Source organism: Paraburkholderia sp. RCC_158, from assembly GCF_041355255.1.
In the GTDB taxonomy this organism is placed as follows: domain Bacteria; phylum Pseudomonadota; class Gammaproteobacteria; order Burkholderiales; family Burkholderiaceae; genus Paraburkholderia; species Paraburkholderia graminis.
Map to the genome: position 1 here is coordinate 13,251 of NZ_JBFUPM010000023.1, position 24,084 is coordinate 37,334.

Here is a 24,084-nt window from a genome sequence, read left to right on the forward strand (position 1 = left end):
TGGTGCGTAACGGAGTGCCTACGAGTAGAGCATTAGCGCGCGACGCTGCTTCAGCCATTGCACGCCCCACGTTGCGGCGACGAACGGCGCGGTCAGCACGGGCAAGCCAACGCACGCAGCGCCCGCTTGCAGCAGCGCCGACAGCGTCACGCCGCCGAGCATCCATACAAGCCCGCATTCGGTCAGCGCCAATGCGGTGAGCGCGCCGTTGAATCCTAGCAGGACCGCGTTAAACGAGCTTGCCGTCGCGCCCAGCAGCAGATGTTCGGCGCTCGCGAGCGCCGCACCCGTCAGCGCGCAGAGCGCGTGGCGCGGAGATGCGACGGCGATGCCGATCAGCACCAGCGCGCCGGCCCCTGCGCCGCCGGCAAACGCGGTTTGCGCGAGGCCGGCGAGCAGGCCGCTGGCGAGGTCGGCGTGCGTGTGCGCCGTTGCGAGCGTCGACGATGACGGCGCGCTTGCGGTCATCGGCAGCCAAAGCCAGGTCACGATCAGACACGGGCTCGAGAAATAGCAGAGGCCGCGCGAGCACAGCCATCGCGACCACGGTGCGAGCAGCCAGGCCGTGCCTGTTGCGGCGAAAATCGCGACGGCGGCAGCGGTCGCGTTGTCGGCGATGAAACTGAACGCGGCGAGTCCGGCCAACGCGCCGTTGAAGCCGTAAAGTCCCGCGTGCAGGTCGTCGTCGGAATAGCCGGCCAGCACCGCGCTCACGTTGGCCGCGACCGCGCCGGTCAGCGCCGCGCACGCGAGACGCGGGTCCCACAGCAGCCAGCCGGCCAGCAGACATGCGCCCGTAAAAGCGTTCGCTTGCAGCACGATCTGGCCAAGACTGCGCAGCAGCGTGCGTAGTGCTGCGGAGTGTGCTTCGGTCGCGGCGGCGTGCATGAGTTGTGGATCGATGAGCGTTGGAATCGCGGCGACGTCGCGGACACAGGTGAAACGCGAGCATAGGGCAGTGCCGCCGCCGCGTGCATGCCGGCGCGTTGATAGTCGCTATTTGCAACACCTCGCATCATGCGGCGATTCGCGCATCGGCGAAAGTAAGACGTTCGCGCTACGATACGAAACGCGGCACGTGCCGCGGTTTTCATCGCGAGGAGGCGATCCAATGCGTGAACTTCGGTGGGCATCGCAAGAGGGCGACGGTATCGAACATCTGAGCTTCGACGCGCGCGACGACGGCTTCGAAGTCGAAAGCGTTGTCGTCGGCCAGCGCTATGGCAAGAGCTATGGGCTGCACTACACAGTGCGTTGCGATGTGCAATGGCGCACGCGTCATGCTTGGCTGAAGATTGTCGGCGCGGGAGAACTGGAGTTGCACGGCGACGGCGAGGGCCATTGGCGCGATGGTCACGGCCTTGTGCTGAGCGCGATCGAAGGATGCATCGACATCGACATCGCAGCCACGCCGTTTACCAACACGCTGCCGATTCGCCGGTTGCAACTCGCGCAAGGCGAGCGCCGGCCTCTGCAAGTTGCCTACATTTCGACGCCGGACCTTCAGGTCACGCGAGTCGAGCAGGCGTATTCGTGTATCGAGCTGAATCGCGAGTATCGCTATGAAGGCATTTTCCGCGATTTCACGGCGAATATGAAAGTGGATGACGACGGGCTCGTGATCGACTATCCGACGCTATTCAGTCGCCTGCCGCGCGAGCGTTGAAGGGCGCGTTGAACGACGATGTACCCGAGCCGCCCGGCCGATACAGGTGCCGCGCAACGAAGCGTTCGATGTGCGCGGCGACCACTTGCGGCTCGCGCAATACAACCCAATGGCCTGCGTCAATCTCGATGCGCTCATAAGGACCAAGCCACGCTTCCTGTCCGAGCGACAATTCCGGCCCGACATAACGGTCGCGTAGCGGCACGATGAACTGCACCGGCGCGTGAGCGTGGCGCGCGCGTGGATGCAACAGCTTGTCGATGAAATTCGCGCGGTAAAGACCGAGGCCGTTAATCGCGTTGCGCAGTTGTGCGGGGTCGCGCGGTGCCCGCACGCGCTCGGTCATGCGCAGCCACAGCGGCCACATGCGTGCGCCGCCAAGGCGCCATACGAGTTCCGGCAGCCACGGCAGATGAAAGAAGAAGATGTACCAGGACCTGAGAATTTGCCGGATGCGACCGCGCGGAAACTGTTTTGTCATCCTATGTTTTTCGTCAGCAGCGTTCGTGCCGCGCAAGTCCACCGACGCGTGATCAAGGCACGGCCCCGAGATGGACGTATACGACGCAATCCGTCCTTTGAATTCCGGACTGGTGACGGCTTCCCAGCTTTGAATCGAGCCCCAGTCGTGACCGACCAGGTGAAACGGCTGCGCACCGCAGGTCGCATCGACGACCGCCGCGAGATCGGCAGCAAGCTGTTCGAGACGATAGCCGCCGCGCGTGGCCGGTGCGCCGGACGCGCCGGCGCCGCGCACGTCGTAGCTGATGACGCGGTAGCGCGCGTCGAGTTGCGCGCGCACCGGTTCCCACACCGCGGCCGAGTCGGGATAGCCGTGCACGAACACAATGGGCGGCGCCTCTCGCGGTCCGCTGACGTAGACGGCGAGCCGCACGTCGCCGGCATCCACCGACAACGTGTCGCGTATCACGCGGCCGCCTGCATGCCGCGACGCGCTGAGCGGCGCGTATTCGGCGCGGCTGCGTTGGCGGCATCGACTGCTGCGACGAGGCCGTCGATGCGCGCAAGCTGCGCGCGATTATCGTGGTCCCACGGATGGAAACCTGGCCGGAAAAAACTCAGCCATTCGCCGGCAATCCGCGGAAAAACGCCATGACGTGGCCCATAAAGATACTTGAGCACGCGCCACATGCCGCTCACATGACCGCCGCGTTTGCGATCGGCGATGATCAGACGCACGTGGTAGTCGAACACGATCAGCCAGAACGTGATCGTCGTGGCGAGCATGACGCCCGTGCGCAACAGATAGCGGCCGAGGCCGGGCTTCAGCACTGCGTTCCATACGTCGTAGGAAACGGATTTGTGTTCGGTCTCTTCGAGCGCATGCCACGTCCACATCTGCGCGTAGCCTTGAACCGATCCGTCGATGCGCGTCGCGTCCTCGAGCAGCAAACCCGCAAGCATCGCCGTGTAATGCTCGAGGCAAACGGTGACGGCCAACTGATACGAATGCGGCAGCACCTTGCGGCCGAAGTTGAGGATCGCCCACAGTCGCTTGTCGAGTTTATGCGCGGGCAAGCCGGCCTGTTGCAACAGGTCGTTGTACTCGACATGCTCGCGCGTATGCATGGCTTCCTGGCCGATAAAGCCGAGCACCTGCTTTTTCAACACGGGGTCGTCGATGTCGTCGCGATAGTGGCGCACGCTGTCCATGAAAAAACGCTCGCCAGCCGGGAACAGCAGCGAAAGGGCGTTGAAGAAGTGCGTGACGTGCGAGCCTTGTGCATGCCAATCGCAGGCACGCTCGGGCGGAAGATTGAAGCGTAAGTCGCGGCGAACGGGCATCATGGCCTTTTCTCCTTGAATGCGTGTGATTCCTCGTGATTCCTCATGACGCTTTGCGATTCCCGAGCGGCGCATTGCATCATGCGCGCCTGCCGGCGAGCTGCGACGCGCGCCGTGCGCGTTTCTCCGCGATGCGCTTCATGCGCCGCGTTTGCAGCACGACGAGTGCCTGATAGGCGGCGGGCAGCGTGCGCGCGAGCCAGTCGGCGGCGCGTGCATCGCGGCCGATCAGCACACGCCGTTTGTTCCTGCGCACGCCGTCCAGAATCACGCGCGCGGCTTCGTCGGCGGTGGTGATAAAGAACTTCTCGAAGTCGTCCTTGCCTTGCTGTTCGTTTTCCACCATGAAGCCGATCATATTCGGCGCAATGCGGCTCGACTGCGCGATGCTGGTGCGGATGCCGCCCGGATGCACACACGTCGCCGACACGCCGCATTTCATCAGGTCGAGTTCCTGGCGCAGCGCTTCGGTGAAGCCACGCACCGCGAACTTGGTCGCGTTGTAGCCGCTCATGCCGGGTTGCGAAAAGAGACCGAACACGCTCGACGTATTGACGATGTGACCTTCGCCCGAAGTCTTTAAATAAGGCAGAAACGCCTTCGTGCCGTGCACGACACCCCAGAAGTTGATGCCGACGATCCATTCGAGGTCCGCGTACTCCATCCCTTCAATCGTGCTCGACAACGCGACGCCCGCGTTGTTGAACACCAGATTGACGCGCCCATGCTCAGCAGCCGTTTGCGCCGCCCACGCGAACATCGCGTTGCGATCCGACACATCGAATACGGCCGTCGTGATGAGAAGCGGCGCGCCCACGATATGCGGTGCTGCGGCCTGTGCGAGTCGAGCGGTCTCCTCGAGGCTCGTCGCGTTGCGGTCGGCGAGGGCGAGGTGGCAACCTTCGCGCGCGAGGCGAATCGCAAGCGAGCGGCCCATGCCCGAACCCGCGCCGGTGATCGCGGCGACCTTGTCGGTGAAGTGCTTCATTGGTTTTATCTCCTGTCCTCTCTGAAGGTGCGTTGTCGTTATTGCGTGTTTTCAGGTCGCTTCCGCCGATGCCGATGCCGTGCCTTGCACATGCGCGCTTTGCGTTGCAGCGGCAGGTGCGCTCACGTTCACGCTCTGAGGCGCGGGCGAATAGGCGAAGTAATCGGCCATGCTGAACGTGCTGGTGGCCCGGCGGAACTTGTAGGCGAACCCAGGCCACAGGGTCGTGTTCTTCCCGGTTCTCGGGTCCAGATACCAGCTCTTGCAGCCGCCCGTCGACCAGATCGCGCGGCCGAGCTTCTGCTGGATCTGTTCGTTGTACGCGCGCTCCACTTGCGGACGCACCTCGATCGCCGCTGCGCCTTCGTTCTGCATCGCCTTCAACGCACGCAGAATGTATTCGACCTGCGACTCGATCATGAACACCATCGAGTTGTGACCGAGGCCGGTGTTCGGACCCACGATCATGAAAAAATTCGGATAGCCAGGCAATGTCGTACCCAGGTACGCATGCGCGCCGTCTCTCCATGTATCGACGATGTCGACGCCGCCGCGTCCGCGCACCACGCCTCGGGCAAACGGATCGGCGACCTGAAAACCGGTGCCGAAGATCAGGCAGTCGGCCGGATGACGCACGCCGTCGCTCGTGATGACGGCGTCTTCGTCGATGCGCTCAATCGCGCTCGTCGTCACCGACACATTTGCTCGCGACAGGGCGGGGAAGTAGTCGTTCGAAATGAGGATGCGCTTGCAGCCCATCGTGTAATCCGGCGTGAGCGTCGCGCGTAATTGCGGGTCGCGCACCTGGCGGCGTAAATGCCGCTCGGCGACTTTCTGCGCGGTCTTCATCAGCGACGGATGAACCGCGAACCCCAGCGCACGCGATTCGAGCATGCAGTACAGCGCCGAGCGCATGACCTTCTGCGTGAACGGCAGATGTTTGAAAAGCCACTGCTCGATGGGCCGCACGGCGCGGTCGGCCTTCGGCATGATCCACGGCGGCGTGCGCTGAAACAGATCGAGATGCGCGACGCGCGGCGCGATTTGCGGCACGAACTGGATCGCGCTTGCGCCCGTGCCGATCACGGCGACGCGTTTGCCTTCGAGCGGGTAGCCGTGGTCCCAGTGCTGCGAGTGAAACGCGCGGCCCTTGAACGTCTCGATGCCGGGAATGTTCGGCATGGCCGCGCGCGAAAGTCCGCCCATCGCCGAAATCAGCACGCGCGCCGACCACTGCTGTCCGTTGGCAAAGCGCAGATGCCAGCGGCGGCGTGTGTCGTCGTAGATGGCGCTCGTCAGTTCATGGCCGAAACGCAGATGACGCTCGACTCCAAAGCGCCGCACACAGTCGTCCAGGTACGCGCGGATTTCCGGTTGCCGCGCGAACATGCGCGACCAGCGAGGATTCGGCGCGAACGAAAAGGAGTACACGTGCGATTGCACGTCGCATGCACAGCCGGGGTAGTGGTTGTCGCGCCATGTGCCGCCGACGGAATCGGCTTTTTCGGCGACGAGAAAATCGGTCAAGCCCGATTGCCGCAAGCGGATTGCCATGCCGAGGCCCGCGAAACCCGTCCCGATAATGGCGATGTCGGTCTCGGCAGGCGCGGACGGGTGGTCCGCCGCGGCGTCGTGGGGCATTCGTGCGTTCATCCCGTCGTCTCCCTTTTACGCTCATAACTGTTACATTGAGTGATGTAACGATAGGAGGTCGAGACGGACGATGCAAGAGGGCGGCTAGACGCCCGACTCTAGGAAGTGGTGAAACGGCGGTGGCGCAATGACGCGATGGTCGTTGCGGCGCAAAGCTCGCGCATCGGCTGACTTACTGTTTGCGCGTTTTCTTTGTGCCCGTCGGGCGCGCGATGCTCGGCTTCGCGCCGGATTCACCGAGTTTCTTCGCCATGATCGCGGCGACGCGATCGCCGAGATAATCGCCTGACGCTTCTTCCAGCGCGCGGTTCATCTCGCTTTCGACGAGCACCATCGCGAGCGGCCGCACGCGCCAGATGGCGTCGACGAGCGCGGGCACGTCGGCGGGCGGCGGAAGCGCGTCGGGATCGTAGCGGTCGAGTTGACGCACGACCAGATCCACCAGCGCCTTCGCGACCACGCTGAAATGCGGACGCGCGGCGCCGACGGCCTCGAGCAGATCGGCGAGCGGAATGCCTTCTTTCGCGAGCGTCGCCCCGGCTGCGAGCGCAGTGGGGCTCGCCGACACGAACGAGAGGCCGTCGCGTTCGAGCAGGCCGAGATCGACCGCCTTCGCGAGCGCAGCCGGCGAAGCCTTGTCGCCGAACATCTGCAGCAACTCGATCAACGAATATTTCCGCGGATGCTCGCGCGACCAGCGTCCGCCGATCGCGGTTTCGAGGCCGAGAATCGAGCGAAGATCGTGTCCTTCGTCGACGGCCTTGATCAGATCCTGGATGTTCGCGAGCGTGTAGCCGCGCGCGAGCAGATGATTGATGAGCTTCAAACGCGACACATGCGTGTCGTCGTACACGCCGACCCGGCCGCGCTTCTCAGGCGGCGCGAGAAGCCCGCGGTCCTGATACGCGCGCACGTTGCGCACGGTCGTGTCGCTCACGCGCGCGAGTTCGTCGACGGTGTATTCGTTGCGCGGCGCGGCACTCGCGGGCATGTTGGCGGGCTGTTGCGAGGCGTCGGGCGCGGGTGACGGAGGCGGTTTTGGCATGCCCGCGATTTTACCGCGCTGCGCGGAAGGCGAACCGGCTACGCTTGCTGATCGGGTGGCGTCGTGGCGCCCGCGCCCAACGTCCTTTGCATCAACGTGCTGTCGAGCCAGCGGCCATGTTTGAAACCGACTGCCTTCAACGTGCCGGTCAGCTCAAAACCCAGTTGCTGATGCAGCGACAGCGAGCCGCCGCTGCCGCCGTCCGCGATGACGGCAACCATCTGGCGCCACGGTCCGGCTTCGCATCGTTCGATCAGCGCCTGCAGCAGAACGCGGCCGAGGCCGCGTCCGCGATAGGCGTCGCTCACGTAGATCGAATCTTCGATGGTGTTGCGATACGCGGCGCGCGGGCGGTACGGCGTCGCGTAGCAATAGCCCGCAACTTCGCCGTCGATCTCGGCGACCATGTACGGCAAGCCGTGGTTGCGCACGGACGCGAGACGCGTGCGCAGTTCGTCGACCGAAGGCGGGACTTCCTCGAACGACGCGACGCCGGTCAACACATGGTGCGCGTAAATGGCCTGAATCGCGGGCAGATCGGCTTCTGTCGCGTCGCGGATCAATGGGGCGCTCGATGCCGATGCCGAAGCGGAGGCGGGGAGGGTTGTACTCATAACGTATTCCAGGAGCGGCCTTGCATAGCGCTTACGGTCTGTCGTGCCGGTTCTTCCGACGATACGTTTTACTATGCCCGCCGCGCCGCCAAATTCAAAGCCGTTCAAAAATCGTAGTACGCGAACACCGCGCGGCTCACGCCGTGCGCCGTGCAGGCGGCGCCTTCGAAAAGCGCCGCGCGCCGGCCACGCACGCGACCACCGCGACGGTCACGGCGATCATCGAGGGCGGCACCTGTTCATGCAGCAGAAGCCCCGCGAGCAGCAGTCCGAAGAACGGCTGCAGCAATTGCAGTTGGCCGACTCCCGCGATGCCGCCAAGCGCGAGGCCGCGATACCAGAACACGAAGCCGATCAGCATGCTGAACAGCGACACGTACGCGAGGCCCCACAGCGCCGCATGGCTGACGCCCTCGAACGACGCGGGCCGGGTCCACCAAGCAAGCGGAAGCATCAGCGGAAGCGACAGCACCAGCGCCCACGAAATGACCTGCCAGCCGCCGAGGTGCCGCGATAGCCGCGCGCCTTCCGCATAACCGAGCCCGCACGCGACGATCGCCGCGAGCATCAGTGCATCGCCTACCGGAGACGCGTCGATGCCGTGGCGCATCGCGAACGCGACCACTGCGCCGCTGCCGAGCGCGGAAAACAGCCAGAACGCCGCTTGCGGACGCTCGCCGCCGCGCAGCACGCCGAAGATCGCGGTGGCAAGCGGCAGCAGTCCGACGAATACGATTGCATGCGCCGAGCTGACGTGGCGCAGCGCGAGCGCGGTCAAGAGCGGAAAGCCGACCACGACGCCGAGGGCGACGACCACGAGCGGAATCACGTCGCGGCGCGCGGGACGCGCCTCGCGAAAGAGGAGCAGCAGCGCGAGACCGAGCGTGCCTGCAATGGTTGCGCGCGCGACCGTCAGAAACACAGGGTCGAGCCCTTGCACGGCAATGCGGGTGGCCGGCAGCGAGCCGCTGAAGATCAACACGCCTATGAACCCGCTCAGCCAGCCGTTCGTCGTCTTGTCCATTCGAAAAGTCCGTGCGCAATGAAATGAAGCCTATAGCATCCGCTCCCGGCATGAAAACGTTAAGCTACGGATCAGTACAATTCATGCAAACTGTACCGACGAAGGAGCAGTACAGATGGGCGATAGTGGACAGAACGCCAACGGCGAAAAGCCGCAAGGCACGCGGGTTGGCATCGTCATGGACAATCTGCGTGAACGCATTGCCAGCCGCTCGCTGATGCCAGGCGCACGCGTGCCGTCGATCCGCGTGATGACGGACGCGCTCGGCGTGTCGAAGTCGACGGTGGTCGAGGCCTATGACCGGCTCGTTGCCGAAGGCGTGATCGTCGCGCGGCGCGGCTCGGGATTTTTCGTGTCGGGCCACGCGCCGCCGCTCGCGCTCGCCGATCTCGGGCCGCGTCTCGATCGCGAGGTCGATCCGCTGTGGCTCACGCGCCAGTCGTTGCAATCGGACTCAAAGGTGCTCAAGCCGGGTTGCGGCTGGATGCCGGCGTCGTGGCTGCCCGAGGACGGCGTGCGCCGCGCGTTGCGAGCGATAGCGCGCGATCCGCAGTCGCCGCTCGCCGATTACGCGAATCCGTACGGTCTGCCCGCGTTGCGTCAGCAACTCGCGTGGCGGCTCGCGCAGCACGGCGTCGACGCGCCGCCCGAGCAGATCGTGCTGACCGACGGCGGCACGCATGCGCTCGACCTCGTGTGCCGCTTTTTGCTCGAACCGGGCGACACAGTGTTGATCGACGACCCGTGTTACTTCAACTTTCAGGCGCTGCTGCGGGCGCATCGCGCGCGTATCGTCGGCGTGCCTTACACGCCGTCCGGGCCGGATCTCGCGGCCTTCGAGCGGGCGCTGATTACGCACCGTCCGCGGCTTTATGTGACCAATTCCGCGATTCATAATCCGACCGGCGCCACGCTCGCGCCGGCGATCGCGCATCGGCTGCTCAAGCTCGCGGGCGAGCACGATCTGATCGTGGTGGAGGACGATATCTTCGCCGACTTCGAAGACGAAGCCGCGCCGCGTCTCGCGGCCTTCGACGGGCTCACGCGCGTGGTGTCGATCGGCAGCTTTTCGAAAACGCTTTCGGCGGCGGCGCGCTGCGGTTATATCGCTGCGCGCGGCGAGTGGATCGAGCCGCTGATCGACCTGAAGCTCGCCACGACGTTTGGCAACGGGCAGCTTACGGCGAGCGTCGTGCATCGATTGCTGGTGGATGGGACGTACCGGCGTCATCTCGAGTCGATGCGCGCGAAGCTCGCGGATGCGATGGGCGAGACCATGCGCCGCCTCGGCTACGCCGGCCTGGAGGTGTGGACGCGGCCGCGCGCGGGCATGTTCGTCTGGGCGCGTCTGCCCGATTCGCTCGACGCCGCCGACGTCGCGCGTCATGCGTTAGGCGCCAATGTCGTGTTCGCGCCGGGCAATGTGTTTAGCGTCTCGCAGTCGGCTGGCGGCTATTTGCGCTTCAACGTATCGCAATGCAATCGGCCGAAAGTGTATGAAACCTTACAGCGGGCGATGGAAAGCGCGGCCACGCGCGGCGAGCGCGAGCGGGCGTGACGGTGCATGAGGGCGCCTGTTTGCTCGCCCCCAATTCAATTCATTTGCACAGCAAAAGCAACCGCTCCTGGTTCGTACACGTGCTGCGCGGTTTTTGCGCGACCTGCGCGGCGGCAGCCGCCGCGTTGACGCTCGCGGTTCTGTTGGCGAGGCACGCGCGCAGATGCTTCTCGACCGGCGGGTAATACTTCCAGCCGCGTACGAGCGTCGGCAACTCGAGCTTCACCTGTTTCCACTTCGGATGCCCGTGTTCCTGCAGGTTATCGAAGTTCGCGCACAGCGAGTCGGCAAAGTGATTCAGGTTGCCGACGGTATCGCGCAAGCCGTAGTCGTAAGTGACGAGGAAAGCCTTGACCGTCAGCGTCGGGACGTCTTCCTTCAGCCAGTTCGGATAGCTGGTTGCGCGGATCGTCGCCGGGAAATAGGTCTGCTTCGCGCGGGTCGTTTCCGGCGCGGCGGAATCGGCCTTTAGCAGACGGATTTGCTGCAACAGTTCCGGGTTCATGTCGTTGAACAGTTTCGCGGGCTGCCCGACGACGATGATTGCGACGTCCACTTTTTTCACGATCAGCGCGGCGAGTGCGTCCTCGTTGCTCAGATGCTGGACGTCCTGTTCGGGAATCGCCTGGCCGAACATCAGGCGATACAGCGTGGTCGCCGACTGCGCAGTGCCGCTGCCGAGCAGGCCGACGCTGATGGTTTTGTCCTTGATGTCGCTTAGCGTTTTGAGCGGCGAATCCGCGCGCACCACGACGTTTATCTCTTCGTCATAAAGCGGCATGATGAGACGCAGCGGACGAATCGCCGTACCGGCATCGGGATTGCCGGAGTTGGCCATGTCGATGTACGCCTGATACACGTCGGACTGCACGAGTGCGAGCTTGACCCCCGGCTCATAGCGCATGCGCTGCACGTTCTCGGCCGAGCCCTTGGACGCGACCACGGCGAGGTCGATGCCCACGGGTTGCGCGACCCATTTCGACAGGTCCTGACCGATCTGGATATACGTGCCCCGTTCGGGGCCGGTGACGATCTTGTAGTGCGCGGGTTCGGCACTGATCAGCGAAGATGCGAGGAGCAACGCCGCTCCGAGCCATCCCGTCAAAAGTTTATGTAGCATGGTTCGCACCTATCGGTCAGTTGGCACAACCTCGTCCGTTCGATTCGGCATCCGAAATATCTGTTTGATTAGTTGGTAGTCTGACGGACGGTTTTTGCACTGGACGTCGTCTGCGAGTTGAGCGGCGCCCAGCCGGTTTCGCGGATCACGCGCTCGAGGATCGTTTTCGCGGCGTCGCTGCCGCTGTCCAGCGCGAGCGCCTCGTCTGAATGCTCGCGCGCGCAGGGCCACGACTGCTGATCGGCGCACATTTGCGCGGCGAGCAATGCAGCGTCGCGGCGCGCCGTCAACGGCTTCAGTCGCGCGGCGAGGGTCTGCGCCTCGATGCTGTCCGGTTGCAGCAATTGCACCGCGGCGAGAGCGGCTTGCGCCGCGCTGAGATCGTTCGCGGCGAATGCGGTCCGCGCTGCCTGCAACGCCTGGCCGGCATCGCGGAATTGCGGCGTGGCCGGTTTCGTTGAAGGTATCGCGATCGGCACGGCGGCCGGCAACGCCTCCGTGGTGCTTCGTATGGCGCCGGCGCTGATCGGTTTGCCAGGCACGGCGCCAACACCCGTGTTGGCCGCCTGATCCGGCGAGTATCGCGCGATGGTGCCCGTCGCTGTCCTCGCATCCTGCGCGGATTCCAAGGCCTGGTCGCCGTTGCCATGCAGGTCGCGGCTCTCGCTCAATAGCGCATAGCCGACATACGCCAGGCCCGCGGCGACAACGGCCACGCTCGCCACCACCACGTGCCGCACACGCAGACCGGCGCGCTGCACCACCTCGCCGGTTTCGGTGACGGGCAGCAACGAAGTATCCGGCGCGACGAGCGGCGAAGGCGCCGTTTGAAGACTGGCCACCGGCGCGAAATTCAATCCGGCATGTAGTGCGCCGCCAGGGAAGTCGGGCTCGCTGAATGTCGGCACGGTGAAGCTGTCGTGCAACGTCGACATGTTCAGTGTATTCAACGTTTTCGGCCTGCTTTCATGCAACGCGTTGCGGGTAGACGCGTCGTCATCGAGCGGATGAAAAGCGCCGCAATACGGGCAGTGTTCGAGTTGCCGGTAGAGGGCGCCGCCACATCGGTTGCAGGGCGTCGGAAATTGATGGCCAGCTAAGGTTTGAGTGGACATGCTATGGCTCCACCTGTGGAAAACAATGCCGTTACGGCATGCTCCCGATCGCGTTTGAGGCGGGGTCGGCGTCCGCGGAAACCACGATCTACATGCGCCAGAGAGTCCGGGCATGCACGAAGAGAACGTTGCATGCCGTCGTTTTCAATATGTGGCGTTTCGAGACGCGCGTCAATGGACGATCGACCCTATGTTATGTGCGCTACCGCACATTACCAGGTAGGACGAATGATCGTGCATGTGAGGAAGACGAGCGCGCGCCGCTTTTTTTATGCTATTGGCGCGCCGCTCGAAGATGAATTTCGGGCGCTTGCAACTAACGTTGGCATGAAGCGACCGACAGAGAAGAAGCGCAATGCGATTACTTACTGCTTGCGCAGCGGATGATCTTTCAGCAGCCACGCGCATGCGAACGCAAGCAGCACCACGCACGCCGCTGACAGATACACCATATGCAGCGCGCCTGCGAATGCCTGCAGATAGTCGGCGCGCAATGCGTCGGGCAACTGGTGAATCGCCGCGGGTCCGAGCGCGTGAGGCAATTGGGTGTCCGGTGGGATCCGCTTCTCGAGCCGCGCGGCAAGGCCGTTCGAAAACACGGCGCCGAACGCGGCGACTCCGACCGAGCCGCCGATCGAACGAAACAACGTCGCGCCCGATGTGGCCACGCCCACATGCCTGAATTCGACCGTGTTTTGCACGGCGAGGATCAGCACCTGCATCACCATGCCGAGGCCGCAACCGAGAATGCCCATGTCGAGATACATCACATGAATCGGCGTGTCGATCTGCAGGCGCGCGAGCAATAACATCGCGACTGAGACCAGCAGCGTGCCGGCAATCGGGAACATGCGATAACGGCCAATTTTGCTGATCGTGCGGCCAGTGATCATCGACATGACGAAGAGGCCGCCCATCATCGGCAGCATTTGCATGCCGGCTTCTGTCGGCGTGGAGTTCTTCACCACTTGCAGATAAAGCGGCAGGAACGTGACGGCGCCGAACATCGACACGCCGACGATAAAACCGATCAGACTGCTCACGACGAACGTGCGCTGCCTGAACAGTTCGAGCGGCATGATCGGTTCGACGGCGGTGCGCTCCTCGTGGATGAAACCCCAGATCGCGACGAGCCCCATCCCGAGCGTGAACCAGAGTTCCGGCGACGACCACGGCAACGTCGTGCCGCCCTCGCTCGTGAACAGGATGATGCAGGTCAGCGCGCCCGCGAGAAACGCGGCGCCCATGTAGTCGATGGTGTGCTTGACGTGGCGCACGTGCGGCTTGAACACGGCGCCGATCACGGCGAGCGCAACAATGCCGAGCGGCAGGTTGATGTAGAAAATCCAGCGCCATGTGAGGTGTTCGACGAGAAAGCCGCCGAGCAACGGCCCGACCACGGTTGCAAGACCGAACACGCCGCCGAACACGCCTTGATAGCGGCCGCGCTCGGCCGGCGGAATCACATCTGCGATAGCGGCCATCGTCACGACGAGCAGGCCGCCGCCGCCGAGTCCTTGCAACGCGCGCAACACGATGAGCTGCGTCATGTCCTGAGCGATGCCGCACAACGCGGAGCCCACGAGAAAGAGTCCGATGGCGGTTTGCAGCACAATCTTGCGGCCGAACAGATCGCCGAGCTTGCCGTAGAGCGGCACGACGATAGTCGAGCTGAGCAGGTAAGCCGTCACGACCCACGACAGATTATTGAGCCCGCCCAATTCGCCGACGATGGTCGGCAACGCCGTCGACACGATGGTCTGGTCGAGCGCCGCAAGCAGCATGACGAGCAGCAGCGCGGGGAACAGCAGGCGAATCGGCGGATGGCCGGCGGCTTGCGCGTCCGCCTGATTTTCCGCCTGCCTGTCTTGCCGCGAACCGGCGTGCGGCTCAGCGTTCAGCACGCGCTCGGGTTGTGTGATAGTGGACTCTTGCATGGGGGCGTATTGAAATTAATTAATGCAGAAATTAATATATGCGACATCCGGTCGCGCGTCAAACACGACAGCAATGAAAAGGACTTCGTCGGTGGGCAAGAAGATGAGCGGTGGGAAGGCGGGCGCGAGTAGCGCGGGCGCGGCCAGGGTGCGCAAGAGCGCGACGCGCGGTGCGGGCGTCGCAGGCGGTGCTGTTAGAAAGGCAGTGCCGGAAGCAGCGCCGGCAGCCGCGCCGCAAGACGTTGCCGCGCGACGGCCTGGCCGGCCTTCGGGCGCGGCGCGCGGAGCTCAGCAGCGCGACCGTCTGCTCGACGCGGCGCTCGAGCTGTTCGCGCGCCAGGGCATCGTCGATACGACGCTCGGCGAGATTGCCCGCGAGGCCGGTTTCACGCCGGCGATGATGCATTACTACTTCAAGACGCGCGAGCAGTTGCTCGACGTGCTGATCGACGAACGTATCGGACCGTTGCGCGCGGGTCTCGGCGTGCCATTCCAGGAGCATGCCGACGATCCCGTCGCGGCCATCACGCAGCTTGCGCAGCGGATGGTGCGGGGGGCGGTGGAGCATCCGTGGTTTCCGTCGTTATGGGTGCGCGAAGTCATCAGCGACAGCGGTTTGTTGCGGCAGCGCATGCACGAGCGTTTCGGCGACGCAAATCAGAAGATGTCGCTTTCCGCCATCGAACGATGGCAGAAAGAGGGGCTTCTCAATGCGGCGCTTGAACCGTCGTTGATGTTCGTCACATTGCTCGGGCTGACGGTCTTGCCGCTCGCCACGTCGAAGCTGTGGCGCAACGATCCGAAGCGCCGCCAGGTCGGCGGCGAAGAAATCGCGCGCCACGCGGTCGCGCTGCTCACCCAGGGGATTGGTCCGAAGAAAGCTCAGTGAGCTGATTAAAAACCATAACGCGCAACCGGTTCGCGCACGTTACGTTGCACCGATGCGCGGCACATAACGTGCTACCGATGGGATGAACGCGAACGCTGCGCAACGGGGCTGCGGGCGTCGCACAAAAATCTGCGGAAAGACGAAAAGAAGCCGCGGCGGCGAGCTACGTGCGGAGCATCGCATGCGCTGCCGGGGGAATCGGGTGCCGGCACCGGTTGTCCTCGCAAGGACTCCGGGAGCCGTTTTTTCATTGGCGTGCAATTTTGGCGCGTTATGGTGCGCGCGTTGCAGGGACCCTTGTTTACAATCGTGCGCTTTCCTGCAACTCGGCACCTGAAATCGAGTCGGAACCATGAACAGCAACATCGCGGCCGCACAAAACGGCGGCAAGCAGCAAAACCAGCATAGTCAGCAGGGCGACACGTTGGCCAAGCCTGACGGCCTAACCGGATTTTTAGAGCAACAACAGAAGATGAACGGAGCATTGAGACTCGATCAGGCCACGATCGTGCTCGTAGAAGACGACCCGGACAGCCGGGAGTCGCTGACCCTGCTACTCGAAGCGGAAGGGGCAAACGTCGTTGCAGTGGCGGATGCCGAAGAGGGCGTCGAAGCGGCCGTCCGGCTGCTGCCCGACGCGGTTGTATGCGACCTCGAACTTCCCGCCATGGACGGCTTCTACCTGATCCAGCGTCTGCGTGATCACGAGATTCGCGGAGATCATGCGCCGTCGGTGGCGGTTGCCTTGACCGGCCATACGGATGACGCTTACCGTCTGCGAAGTATCGGCGAGGGTTTCCAGCATTTCATGACGAAACCTGCGTTGCCGGAAGATCTGGTGACGCTGCTGCACGACGCGATTGGCGCGCGTGCGGCGCGTTGAGTAGGTGAATTAACACGCCGCCCTGGCACGCCGCCCTGGCCGGCGGCGCTCCAAACGCCGCGAAATGCGGCGCGAAGCCGATACCGCTTTGCGCCGCCGTTACAGTCAAACCGCCGTTATTTCGCGGCGACGGGCGCCGTTGCTCCCGCCTTTGAAGAAACCGCTGCGGCGGCCTCTGCGGCCTGGCAGGCGGAACACAATCCCTTCAATTCGATTTCGTCGCTGGCGACGCGGTAACCCGCGTCTTCGATCTGCTCGATAAGCGCCTGGCGCAGTTTCGGCTGATGCAGTTCCGTCACGTTGCCGCATTGCTGGCAGACCACGAGAATGCCGTGCTGGCATTGCGTCAGGTCGTGGCAGACCGTGAATGCGTTGATGGACTCGATGCGATGCACGAGCCCCGCCGAGAGCAAAAAGTCCAGCGCGCGATAAACCGTGGGCGGCGCCGAGCCCGGATGAATCTGGCGCATTTCGTCGAGCAGCGAATACGCTTTAGTCGCGCGGCCCGAATTGAGCAGCAATTCGAGCACTTTGCGGCGAAGCGGCGTGAGCTTTTCCCCGCGTTCGCGACAATATTCCTCGGCAAGGGCGAGCGCCGCTTCGGGTGACTCGCCATGCGTATGCGCCGGCGCGTGCGTATGAGCATGCGCGTCGGCGGAAGCGGCGGGTTTCTCCGTTTTCGCGGGACTGGCGGAATGGGCGGCGTTCGCGGCGGGCTTGGCGTTCTTCATGCGTCGATTATAAAGGCCAACGCGCTATTGCTGCCGGGGCGCAAATAGCATCGCCGTCCGGCCCTGGACGTTCCCACCTGGCCGAGGCAACGCGGTCGAAGCTCACGTCAACGGAAAGTCGACGTATTTCTTGAAGCCCGAACGCGTGGCGATGCGCGAATACCACCGCTCGAGATTGGGCAGCGGCGGACGCTCGACGCCATCCAGCCCGAACCACCGCTTCGCGTACGCGCCGATCACGATGTCGGCGAGCGTGAACTTGTCGCTCTCGAGGAAAAAGCGTCCTTGCAGATGCGTGTCTAGCAGGTGCCACAGCGCGGTGACGTTGCGCACGTCGTCGGCGAGCTTCGCGGCGTCGCGCTGTTCCGGCGGCGTGCGCACGAGCGCCCAGAACACCGGCCGCTCCGCCGGTTGCAGCGTGGACAGCGACCAGTCCAGCCAGCGGTCGATGCTCGCGCGCAATTTCGGCTCGTCAGGATAAAGCGGGCTCGCCGCGCCGTATTGCAGCACCAGATAGCGCAAGATCGAGTTCGATTCCCACAGCACGAAGTCGTCGTCGACCAGCGTGGGAATCTTGCCCGTCGGGTTCATCGAAAGGTAGGCGGGTTCGTTGTTGCGCCCGAACTGCAGGCCCGCGTCGATGCGCTCGTACGGCAGCACCAGTTCATCGCAGCACCACAAAACTTTTTGCACGTTGACTGAATTCGCGCGTCCCCAGATCGTAATCATCCGGTCATCCTTTTTTGTCGACAGTTGGCAAGCCGCGCCTCGCGCGGCGTTCAACCAGTAACGATACACGATGCGCATGCTTTGCACGCGAGCGCGCCGCGCACGGCATGATGCGTTGCGTACAATGAGCGCACCGCAAAACGACGAGGCACCGCATGGCCCGCATTGTCCCCGACGACTGGAAGAGCCTCGCCGCCACCGGCGCGGCGGCGCGCGAACGCGAAACCCTTGCGCTGCTCGAAAAGGCGCTGCCTGAAAACTACACCGTCTATCACGGCGTGCACTGGACGCGTCTGAACCAGAACTTCTCGGTGTTCGGCGAGGCCGATTTCGTGGTCGTCAGTCCCGCCGGACGCGTGATGATCGTCGAGCAGAAAACCGGCTTTCTGCGCGAAACGCCGAAGGGGCTCGTCAAGGTCTATCTGCAAACCGAGCGCAACGTGGCGATCGCGCTCGCGCATACCATCGAAGGCTTGCACCGGCGTTTTACCGCGGCATTCGGCGCGGGCACCTATTTCATCGAAGAACTGCTGTATTGCCCGGACCATATCGTGAAGGACGCGGCGATTGCGGGCGTGAATCCCGCGCGGATCGTCGACGCAACCCGGCGCGATCGCCTCGCCGCAGTGATTCGTGAAGCGCTGCCCGCCGACGAGCCGCGTCTTCCGTGCGCGTCGAAGATCCATCACTTTCTCGCCGATGAACTCGCGCTCACGCCGGACGCAAGCGCGCTCGTCGGTCAGGCGGGCACGCTCGTCACGCGGCTCGCGGGCGGCCTTGCAACGTGGGCGCGGCGGCTCGAGTTCTCGCCGTTCCGGCTGCGCGTGATCGGCACGGCCGGCTCAGGCAAGACGCAACTCGCGGTGCAGGTGATGAAAGACGCGGTCGCGCGCGGCCAACGTCCTTTGTATGTGTGCTTCAACCGGCCGCTCGCCGATCACATCGCGCGCGTCGCGCCGCCCGAGGCGAAGGTCGCGAACTATCATCAACTGTGCGACTGGATCGCGCGCGATGCGGGCCGTCAGCCCGATTTTCAATCGGGCCAGGTGTTCGATCAGCTCGAAGCGATGTTCGCCGAAACTCCAATCGACGCGCGCTGGCAATTCGACGTGCTGATCGTGGATGAAGGGCAGGACTTTCAGGAGCCGTGGGTCGCTGCGCTAGAACGTCTGCTGAGCCCCGGCGGCGCGTGGTGGTGGCTCGAAGATCCGCTGCAGAACCTGTACATGCGCGAACCGGTCGCCTTGCCCGGCTGGACGACGCTGAAGGAAACCACCAACTACCGCAGCCCGCGCGACATTCTCGATTACGTGCGCGAGGTAGTCGGCGGCTCGGTGTCGAGCGCGGCGGCGCTGGCGTCAGGCAGTCCGTTCGACGGCTCCGACATCTCGCTGTCCGTCTACGACGAAGCGAACGCGGCGGAGGGCGCCATTGAGGCAACCAAGCGCGCCATCACGCAGGCGCTGTCGCTCGGCTTTCGCAAGCAGGACATCGCAGTGCTGTCGTTTCGCGGACGCGAGGGCTCCGCGATGACCGCGCAGGATCATCTCGGCCCGCATCGGCTGCGCAGCTTCACGGGCAAGTACGATTTGTTTGGGAATCCGGAATATCGTGACGGGGACGTTCTGTTCGAGTCGATCTATCGCTTCAAGGGTCAGGCGGCGCCGTGCGTGATTCTCACTGAGGTCGACTTCGATACATTCGATGAGCGTATCGCGCGCAAGCTGTTCGTCGGCGCGACGCGCGCAACGATGAAGCTGATCATCGTCGCTTCGCAGCGTGCCGCGCGGCATCTGCATCTGCGTGACGCGAAGGACGGCAAGGAACGGGAGACGCGCGAAGCCTGACGCGCGCACTAGCTATTGCGCGAGTTCATGGGCAAGCGCGGGCCACGCGCGCGCGGCGACCAGCACACCGCTGCGCGTGTGCGCGTCCCACCAGATCACGCGCAACAGCGGCGCTTGTTGCGCGATCAGCAAGGCCTGCACCGGATCGCTTTCCACAAAGTGCGTGACGCCGCCCGCGAGCGCCGCCGACGCCTTATGCGCGGCCGCGCCGGCCGGGCTTTCGTCGTGCGTGCCGGGCACGCGCATCACCAGTTGCATATGGTCGAAGCCATGCCGCTCGAGCCAGGCCTCGGTACGCGCGCGGTCCGTTTCCGGCCGGCCGGTGATGATCGTGCGAACGCGTTGCAGGTCGATGCCCGGCAGCACCTCGAAGGGCAGCAGCGCGTCGCGTTCGAGCAGCGCGGCAGCGAGGTCTTCGTCGTAGCGCGCGAGCGGCACGTCGGGAAGCAGAATGCCGTCGAGGTCGATTGCGTAGGTTGCGTAGTGATGGTCGTCCGCCATCGCGGGCGCTTCGCCGGCTTCAACGCGCGCCCAGTCGTCGCGATAACGCTGCGTGTAGGCCTGGCGCTCCCACGGAAATAGCGCGAAGTAGCCGCGTGCGTCGATCGCGTAGTCGGGCTGCGTGCGGCTCAGGTCGTCGACCGCGCCGGTCAGCGTCCTCACGACGAGGCCATGCTGCTCGAGGAACGCGATGCAATCGACGAGCGTAAAACCGCGCCCCGCAATGTCCTCGCACAACAGCACCTTGGAGCCGGCGGGCGGGATCGGCAGCGTCGAGTCCCACGCGACCTTGCGCGATGCGCGGTCGTAGCGCAGAAACGCGACCGGCGCGCCGGCCGAATGCGAAACCATCAGCGCGAGCGGCGCACCGCCGCGCAGAATGCCGATTGCCATCGCAAAACCTTCGGCGAGCAACGCGGGTTGCAGCGATTCAATCCAGTGATCGAGTTGCTCGTACGTGAGGGGCAAAACCGGCTTGTTCATAACGCTCGTTGAGTCGCTTAACGCGAGTGAGAAGGCGCCCGCCCAGCGGCGCGACGCGCTAGCGAAGGGCGCTTTGGCGAGCCTTCGTTTTTTCCTGCAAAGAATTTTGACATATTATGCATGCCGTTCGGCAATCGCGCGTCGGGGTGATGCGCGCTACGGCAAGCCGGGGCGCTGCGTTCCGCGAGGGCGGCGGCGCCGCAAAAGAACAGCTACGGATAAAAAGAAATGACCAAAGCGACAGCAACAGTGCAACGAGGATTCGGCGCGCCTGCGAGCGTGCGCTGGGCAATGGGGTTGATCCTCGCGCTGACCGCATGGAGCGTGCAGGCGCAGACGGACGCGACGGCGCTCGCGCTCGACGTCACGGGAAAAATCGGCAAGACCAACGACGCCGCGCACCGTTCCTATCACTTCGACGAGGCGCAATTGCTGGCGCTGCCGGCTCGTTCGATCACCACCTCGACCACCTGGACACCGCGTTCGAGCTTCACAGGACCGCTGCTGGCGGATATTCTGAAGACGGTCGGCGCGTACGGCACGCAGATCGAGATCCACACGCTCGACGACTATACGTACACGGTGCCCGTCTCAGATTGCGACCGCTACGGCGTTGTATTGGCGTACAGCATCAACGGCCGGCGTCTAAAAATCAGCGACTTCGGTCCGCTGTTTCTCATCTACCCGCGCGATGCGTTCCCCGATGAACTCGCGGGCGCCTCGGGCGATTCGAAATTCGTATGGCAGATCAAGGCACTCATCGTCAAATAAAGCGCCGTCCTGGGCGCCGGTTTTTTTATGTGCTGATCTGGCTCACCGCGCTTGCGGCGCCCGCCGGCGCGATCGGCTATCTGCTCTACGCGAACCTGCTCAATCCCGACACGACCGAGTCGCTGACGGGCTCTTACGACGGCTTCTACTGGGACGCGGCGCAGTTGCAGATCGCCTACGCGCGCTTCGAGAACCAGTTGCTGTTGTATCAGGCCGGCGTCGACGACGATTACCCGCGGCTCACGTTGCGCTATCAGTTGCTGCAATCCAAGTTGCATGTGATGGAAGGCTCGACGCGCCGGCTCACCACGCAGGTCGCGCTGGTGCAGCGGCAACTGGATGAAATCCACGCGCTCGACCGCATGCTCGCCGGTCTCGCGCCTGACGTCGCCGCACTGCCGACCGATCGGGGCGGCGTCAACCGCATCGTCGCGCAATTGCGCCAGCACTGGAACGAGGTCAACGATCTCGCGCTGAGCCGCCGTTTCGCCGATGTCGCCGACCGCGAAGCGATGAACCGCGACTTCATCGACAAGCGGCGGCTGCTGTTTGCCGGCGGCATGATCCTGCTGCTGCTGTCCGCGGCGGCCACGTTGCTGCTCGTGGTCAACGGCCGGCGCCGCACGCGTCTCATGCATCAGCAGCACGCGGCGCTTCAGGCCGAGCACCAGGCGAGCCGCGCCGCGCGCGAGGCGAGTCTCGCGAAAGACGCGTTTCTCGGCATGATCAGTCACGAGCTGCGCACGCCGTTGCATGCGATCGTGTCGTCGATCGAACTGCTCGGCTTCAACTATCACTCCGAAGCGGACCGCAAGGTGATTCAGCGGCTCGAAACCGCGGCGCGGCATCTCGAAGCGCAGATGAAGGACCTAACCGATTACGCGCGACTCGGCGCCGGCAAGCTCGAACTGCGTCACGAGCACTTCGAGCCGCGCGAGTTGCTGGCGTCGATCGTCGACGAACATGCGATGTCCGCGGCCTCGCGCGGCCTCAAGCTCGAAAGCGAGGCAAGCGGCGTGACGGGTCTCGTCGATTCCGACCCGCACCGCATTCGTCAGATCGTCAACAACCTGGTGACCAACGCGATCCGCTACACGGAAACCGGCACGGTGCGCGTGAAGCTGATGCAGCGCCCGGCGCTATTGAGCTTCGTGGTCAGCGACACGGGGCCGGGCGTTCCCCAGGCGCAAATCCCGCTGATTTTCGAGGAGTTCACGCAACTGGACGGCTCGCGTACGCGCCGCTTCGAAGGCGCGGGCATGGGCCTGACTATCGTGCAGGGACTCGTACGGCTCTTTGGCGGCACCGTCGAAGTCGCGAGCGTGGTGGGCGAGGGCACGACTTTCACCGTGACGATTCCGGTCACGCCGGTCGCGCCTGCGCCTTCGCGCGACGCCGCGGCGCAAACGGAGCCGGGCGACGCGCGGCCAGGCGTGCTGATCGTCGACGACAACCGGCTGATTCGCGAGTCGCTCAGCGAGATGGTCGCGCACATGGGCTACGACGCGCACGCCGTCGCCAACGCCGACGATGCGCTCGCGTGGCTCGACGCGCGCCGCTGCGATCTCGTGCTGCTCGACCTGCATATGCCGGGGCGCGACGGCTACGCGCTACTCGCGGATCTCGCCGCGCGCGGCGGGCCGTCGTCAGGCGTGCCGGTGATCGTGGTCAGCGCTTATGCGCCGGAGCCCGGCGAACAACAGGAGGAACAGAGGAACGGCGCGCAGCCGTTCTTTGAAGCGTTATTAAAGCCAGTACATTACGGCGATCTGCGCAACGCATTGCAGCGCGCGCTGGCTTCGCGGCATACCGCGTGAGGCGCCGCCCCTAAGCCTAGGCCGCAAGCCCAAGCGCAGGACTACTGCCTCAGGGCCGATTCAGCCGTTTCGACAGATCGGCGACGAGAATCGCCATCCGCGCGGGCTTTTCATAGCAGGCGACGTCGTAATTACGGATCACCTGGCTGATCTCCGACTCGCTCGCCTTGCCGGTCAGCAATTCGCCTGTCAGAACGAAGATCGGCGCGTCAGGATTTTCTGACGCCCGCACCGCGCGAATCGCGGCCGCCGAGGTTTGCGAGCCGAACAGCCAGTCGATCACGATGCCGTCGAACACCTGCGTTTGCAGTTGCTCGGCAAAGGCCGCGAGTCCGTAGATCGCCACGGCGGCAAAGCCGCTGCGCTCGAGGTAATCGCGCAGATTGTCGGCGCTCGCGTGATCGTCGTCGACCACGGCGATGGTCGGCTTGTCGGTCTCCGCGCGGCGCGGATAGATCTCGATCTTGTGGACTTCGTACGCGCTTTGATACAGAGCGCCGTCGTGCCGCGCGACGCGCCACTGGCCGAGCTTCGAGTAGGCGACGAAGTCCGGGCGGCTGCCGGGTTCCAGCGCCGCGCCCACCCAGGCGGTGCACGGCAATTCGATCGCGCCGATGCAGAACACGGCTTCCTGCGCGATCGCGCCGACCATGCCGGGGTCGAGCGACTGCGCGCCGAAGAGCTGCGCGGCGGGCTCGCCGTACACCTCGGCGACCTTCTTGATTTGCGACAGCGTCCATGGGCTATTGCCGCGCAGCTTGCGGTGCCCTTGCGAAAAGCTCAGATCGAGGATGCGGCAAAGTTCTGTGGTTTGCTGTCGCTTGCCGATTCCGTGCCGGCTCATCAACTCGCGCACGCGCTCGGCGACTGCGATGGAGTCAGGTGAGTGTGTTTCGTTGGTCATACT

The 24,084-nt window shown here is 64.1% G+C and carries 22 protein-coding genes; 7 read left to right on the plus strand and 15 right to left on the minus strand.

Annotated elements, in window-relative coordinates; all coding sequences use genetic code 11:
• Positions 1 to 18: 18 nt before the first annotated feature.
• On the minus strand, positions 19 to 888 hold the full coding sequence (locus tag AB6809_RS30105; RefSeq protein ID WP_029968666.1) for an urea transporter: 870 nt from the start codon (positions 886 to 888) through the stop codon (positions 19 to 21).
• Positions 889 to 1,111: 223 nt separating this feature from the next.
• Here AB6809_RS30105 and AB6809_RS30110 point away from each other — a divergent pair, with 223 nt between their 5' ends.
• A complete protein-coding gene (locus AB6809_RS30110) occupies positions 1,112 to 1,666 on the plus strand; it encodes a putative glycolipid-binding domain-containing protein (protein WP_006052327.1) in 555 nt (184 codons plus the stop codon).
• On the opposite strand, the gene AB6809_RS30115 is transcribed toward AB6809_RS30110, so the two are convergent.
• From AB6809_RS30115 to AB6809_RS30145, 7 genes are all read right to left on the minus strand, one after another.
• Positions 1,641 to 2,597 (minus strand): alpha/beta fold hydrolase, encoded by a 957-nt coding sequence (locus AB6809_RS30115; protein ID WP_029968667.1) that lies wholly within the window; start codon positions 2,595 to 2,597, stop codon positions 1,641 to 1,643. The two genes, AB6809_RS30110 and AB6809_RS30115, sit on opposite strands and share 26 nt — an antisense overlap.
• Positions 2,594 to 3,475 carry a metal-dependent hydrolase gene (locus AB6809_RS30120; RefSeq protein ID WP_029968668.1) on the minus strand — a complete coding sequence of 294 codons (882 nt, stop codon included), beginning with the start codon at positions 3,473 to 3,475 and terminating at the stop codon, positions 2,594 to 2,596. Before AB6809_RS30120 ends, AB6809_RS30115 begins: the two co-directional genes overlap by 4 nt.
• A 76-nt stretch (positions 3,476 to 3,551) precedes the next feature.
• Positions 3,552 to 4,460, minus strand: coding sequence for an SDR family oxidoreductase (locus AB6809_RS30125; protein ID WP_029968669.1), 909 nt, complete (start codon positions 4,458 to 4,460; stop codon positions 3,552 to 3,554).
• Positions 4,461 to 4,511: 51 nt separating this feature from the next.
• On the minus strand, positions 4,512 to 6,113 hold the full coding sequence (locus AB6809_RS30130) for an NAD(P)/FAD-dependent oxidoreductase (RefSeq protein WP_029968670.1): 1,602 nt from the start codon (positions 6,111 to 6,113) through the stop codon (positions 4,512 to 4,514).
• Between the two features lie 172 nt (positions 6,114 to 6,285).
• Positions 6,286 to 7,158, minus strand: a complete 873-nt coding sequence (locus AB6809_RS30135; RefSeq protein WP_029968671.1) for a MerR family transcriptional regulator — start codon at positions 7,156 to 7,158, stop codon at positions 6,286 to 6,288.
• A gap of 38 nt (positions 7,159 to 7,196) precedes the next feature.
• The gene (locus AB6809_RS30140; protein WP_029968673.1) at positions 7,197 to 7,772 is read right to left on the minus strand and encodes a GNAT family N-acetyltransferase; all 576 of its coding nucleotides are present in this window, start codon (positions 7,770 to 7,772) and stop codon (positions 7,197 to 7,199) included.
• A 136-nt stretch (positions 7,773 to 7,908) separates the two neighbouring features.
• Positions 7,909 to 8,796: a DMT family transporter gene (locus AB6809_RS30145; RefSeq protein ID WP_029968674.1), complete on the minus strand. Its 888-nt coding sequence runs from the start codon at positions 8,794 to 8,796 to the stop codon at positions 7,909 to 7,911.
• Positions 8,797 to 8,911: 115 nt separating this feature from the next.
• Between AB6809_RS30145 and AB6809_RS30150 the strand changes: the two genes are divergently transcribed.
• Positions 8,912 to 10,354, plus strand: coding sequence for a PLP-dependent aminotransferase family protein (locus tag AB6809_RS30150; protein ID WP_307259652.1), 1,443 nt, complete (start codon positions 8,912 to 8,914; stop codon positions 10,352 to 10,354).
• Between the two features lie 40 nt (positions 10,355 to 10,394).
• Here AB6809_RS30150 and AB6809_RS30155 read toward each other — a convergent pair whose 3' ends face one another.
• From AB6809_RS30155 to AB6809_RS30165, 3 genes are all read right to left on the minus strand, one after another.
• The gene (locus AB6809_RS30155; RefSeq protein WP_029968677.1) at positions 10,395 to 11,474 is read right to left on the minus strand and encodes a TAXI family TRAP transporter solute-binding subunit; all 1,080 of its coding nucleotides are present in this window, start codon (positions 11,472 to 11,474) and stop codon (positions 10,395 to 10,397) included.
• Positions 11,475 to 11,542: 68 nt separating this feature from the next.
• A complete protein-coding gene (locus tag AB6809_RS30160) occupies positions 11,543 to 12,589 on the minus strand; it encodes a hypothetical protein (protein ID WP_029968679.1) in 1,047 nt (348 codons plus the stop codon).
• A gap of 365 nt (positions 12,590 to 12,954) precedes the next feature.
• Entirely contained in the window at positions 12,955 to 14,526 is a 1,572-nt protein-coding gene (locus tag AB6809_RS30165) for an MDR family MFS transporter (RefSeq protein WP_029968681.1), read from the minus strand.
• A gap of 73 nt (positions 14,527 to 14,599) precedes the next feature.
• On the opposite strand from AB6809_RS30165, the gene AB6809_RS30170 reads away from it, so the two are divergent.
• Both AB6809_RS30170 and AB6809_RS30175 read left to right on the plus strand, forming a co-directional pair.
• Positions 14,600 to 15,415 carry a TetR/AcrR family transcriptional regulator gene (locus AB6809_RS30170; RefSeq protein WP_029968682.1) on the plus strand — a complete coding sequence of 272 codons (816 nt, stop codon included), beginning with the start codon at positions 14,600 to 14,602 and terminating at the stop codon, positions 15,413 to 15,415.
• A gap of 352 nt (positions 15,416 to 15,767) precedes the next feature.
• Positions 15,768 to 16,298, plus strand: a complete 531-nt coding sequence (locus AB6809_RS30175; protein WP_029968684.1) for a response regulator — start codon at positions 15,768 to 15,770, stop codon at positions 16,296 to 16,298.
• 116 nt (positions 16,299 to 16,414) lie between these two features.
• Here AB6809_RS30175 and AB6809_RS30180 read toward each other — a convergent pair whose 3' ends face one another.
• Positions 16,415 to 17,029, minus strand: coding sequence for a Fur family transcriptional regulator (locus tag AB6809_RS30180; RefSeq protein ID WP_006053227.1), 615 nt, complete (start codon positions 17,027 to 17,029; stop codon positions 16,415 to 16,417).
• A 102-nt stretch (positions 17,030 to 17,131) separates the two neighbouring features.
• On the minus strand, positions 17,132 to 17,758 hold the full coding sequence (locus tag AB6809_RS30185; RefSeq protein ID WP_006053226.1) for a glutathione S-transferase family protein: 627 nt from the start codon (positions 17,756 to 17,758) through the stop codon (positions 17,132 to 17,134).
• A gap of 155 nt (positions 17,759 to 17,913) precedes the next feature.
• Between AB6809_RS30185 and AB6809_RS30190 the strand changes: the two genes are divergently transcribed.
• Positions 17,914 to 19,605, plus strand: coding sequence for an ATP-dependent helicase (locus AB6809_RS30190; protein ID WP_029968686.1), 1,692 nt, complete (start codon positions 17,914 to 17,916; stop codon positions 19,603 to 19,605).
• 12 nt (positions 19,606 to 19,617) lie between these two features.
• Here the strand turns inward: AB6809_RS30190 and AB6809_RS30195 are convergent, their stop codons facing one another.
• A complete protein-coding gene (locus tag AB6809_RS30195; protein ID WP_029968688.1) occupies positions 19,618 to 20,589 on the minus strand; it encodes a phosphoribosyltransferase in 972 nt (323 codons plus the stop codon).
• 228 nt (positions 20,590 to 20,817) lie between these two features.
• Here AB6809_RS30195 and AB6809_RS30200 point away from each other — a divergent pair, with 228 nt between their 5' ends.
• A complete protein-coding gene (locus AB6809_RS30200) occupies positions 20,818 to 21,360 on the plus strand; it encodes a molybdopterin-dependent oxidoreductase (RefSeq protein ID WP_006053222.1) in 543 nt (180 codons plus the stop codon).
• Positions 21,330 to 23,177, plus strand: a complete 1,848-nt coding sequence (locus AB6809_RS30205) for an ATP-binding protein (protein ID WP_029968689.1) — start codon at positions 21,330 to 21,332, stop codon at positions 23,175 to 23,177. Before AB6809_RS30200 ends, AB6809_RS30205 begins: the two co-directional genes overlap by 31 nt.
• A 49-nt stretch (positions 23,178 to 23,226) precedes the next feature.
• Here the strand turns inward: AB6809_RS30205 and AB6809_RS30210 are convergent, their stop codons facing one another.
• A complete protein-coding gene (locus AB6809_RS30210; RefSeq protein ID WP_006053220.1) occupies positions 23,227 to 24,081 on the minus strand; it encodes a helix-turn-helix domain-containing protein in 855 nt (284 codons plus the stop codon).
• Positions 24,082 to 24,084 lie beyond the last annotated feature (3 nt).

Coding starts and splice junctions, on each gene's coding strand:
- AB6809_RS30185 (WP_006053226.1), bottom strand. CDS start 17,758: ATGATTACGATCTGGGGACGCGCGAATTCAGTCAACGTGCAAAAAGTT.
- AB6809_RS30200 (WP_006053222.1), top strand. CDS start 20,818: ATGACCAAAGCGACAGCAACAGTGCAACGAGGATTCGGCGCGCCTGCG.
- AB6809_RS30110 (WP_006052327.1), top strand. CDS start 1,112: ATGCGTGAACTTCGGTGGGCATCGCAAGAGGGCGACGGTATCGAACAT.
- AB6809_RS30120 (WP_029968668.1), bottom strand. CDS start 3,475: ATGATGCCCGTTCGCCGCGACTTACGCTTCAATCTTCCGCCCGAGCGT.
- AB6809_RS30150 (WP_307259652.1), top strand. CDS start 8,912: ATGGGCGATAGTGGACAGAACGCCAACGGCGAAAAGCCGCAAGGCACG.
- AB6809_RS30155 (WP_029968677.1), bottom strand. CDS start 11,474: ATGCTACATAAACTTTTGACGGGATGGCTCGGAGCGGCGTTGCTCCTC.
- AB6809_RS30105 (WP_029968666.1), bottom strand. CDS start 888: ATGCACGCCGCCGCGACCGAAGCACACTCCGCAGCACTACGCACGCTG.
- AB6809_RS30180 (WP_006053227.1), bottom strand. CDS start 17,029: ATGAAGAACGCCAAGCCCGCCGCGAACGCCGCCCATTCCGCCAGTCCC.
- AB6809_RS30130 (WP_029968670.1), bottom strand. CDS start 6,113: ATGAACGCACGAATGCCCCACGACGCCGCGGCGGACCACCCGTCCGCG.
- AB6809_RS30140 (WP_029968673.1), bottom strand. CDS start 7,772: ATGAGTACAACCCTCCCCGCCTCCGCTTCGGCATCGGCATCGAGCGCC.
- AB6809_RS30135 (WP_029968671.1), bottom strand. CDS start 7,158: ATGCCAAAACCGCCTCCGTCACCCGCGCCCGACGCCTCGCAACAGCCC.
- AB6809_RS30205 (WP_029968689.1), top strand. CDS start 21,330: ATGGCAGATCAAGGCACTCATCGTCAAATAAAGCGCCGTCCTGGGCGC.
- AB6809_RS30195 (WP_029968688.1), bottom strand. CDS start 20,589: ATGAACAAGCCGGTTTTGCCCCTCACGTACGAGCAACTCGATCACTGG.
- AB6809_RS30165 (WP_029968681.1), bottom strand. CDS start 14,526: ATGCAAGAGTCCACTATCACACAACCCGAGCGCGTGCTGAACGCTGAG.
- AB6809_RS30175 (WP_029968684.1), top strand. CDS start 15,768: ATGAACAGCAACATCGCGGCCGCACAAAACGGCGGCAAGCAGCAAAAC.
- AB6809_RS30210 (WP_006053220.1), bottom strand. CDS start 24,081: ATGACCAACGAAACACACTCACCTGACTCCATCGCAGTCGCCGAGCGC.
- AB6809_RS30170 (WP_029968682.1), top strand. CDS start 14,600: ATGAAAAGGACTTCGTCGGTGGGCAAGAAGATGAGCGGTGGGAAGGCG.
- AB6809_RS30160 (WP_029968679.1), bottom strand. CDS start 12,589: ATGTCCACTCAAACCTTAGCTGGCCATCAATTTCCGACGCCCTGCAAC.
- AB6809_RS30125 (WP_029968669.1), bottom strand. CDS start 4,460: ATGAAGCACTTCACCGACAAGGTCGCCGCGATCACCGGCGCGGGTTCG.
- AB6809_RS30145 (WP_029968674.1), bottom strand. CDS start 8,796: ATGGACAAGACGACGAACGGCTGGCTGAGCGGGTTCATAGGCGTGTTG.
- AB6809_RS30190 (WP_029968686.1), top strand. CDS start 17,914: ATGGCCCGCATTGTCCCCGACGACTGGAAGAGCCTCGCCGCCACCGGC.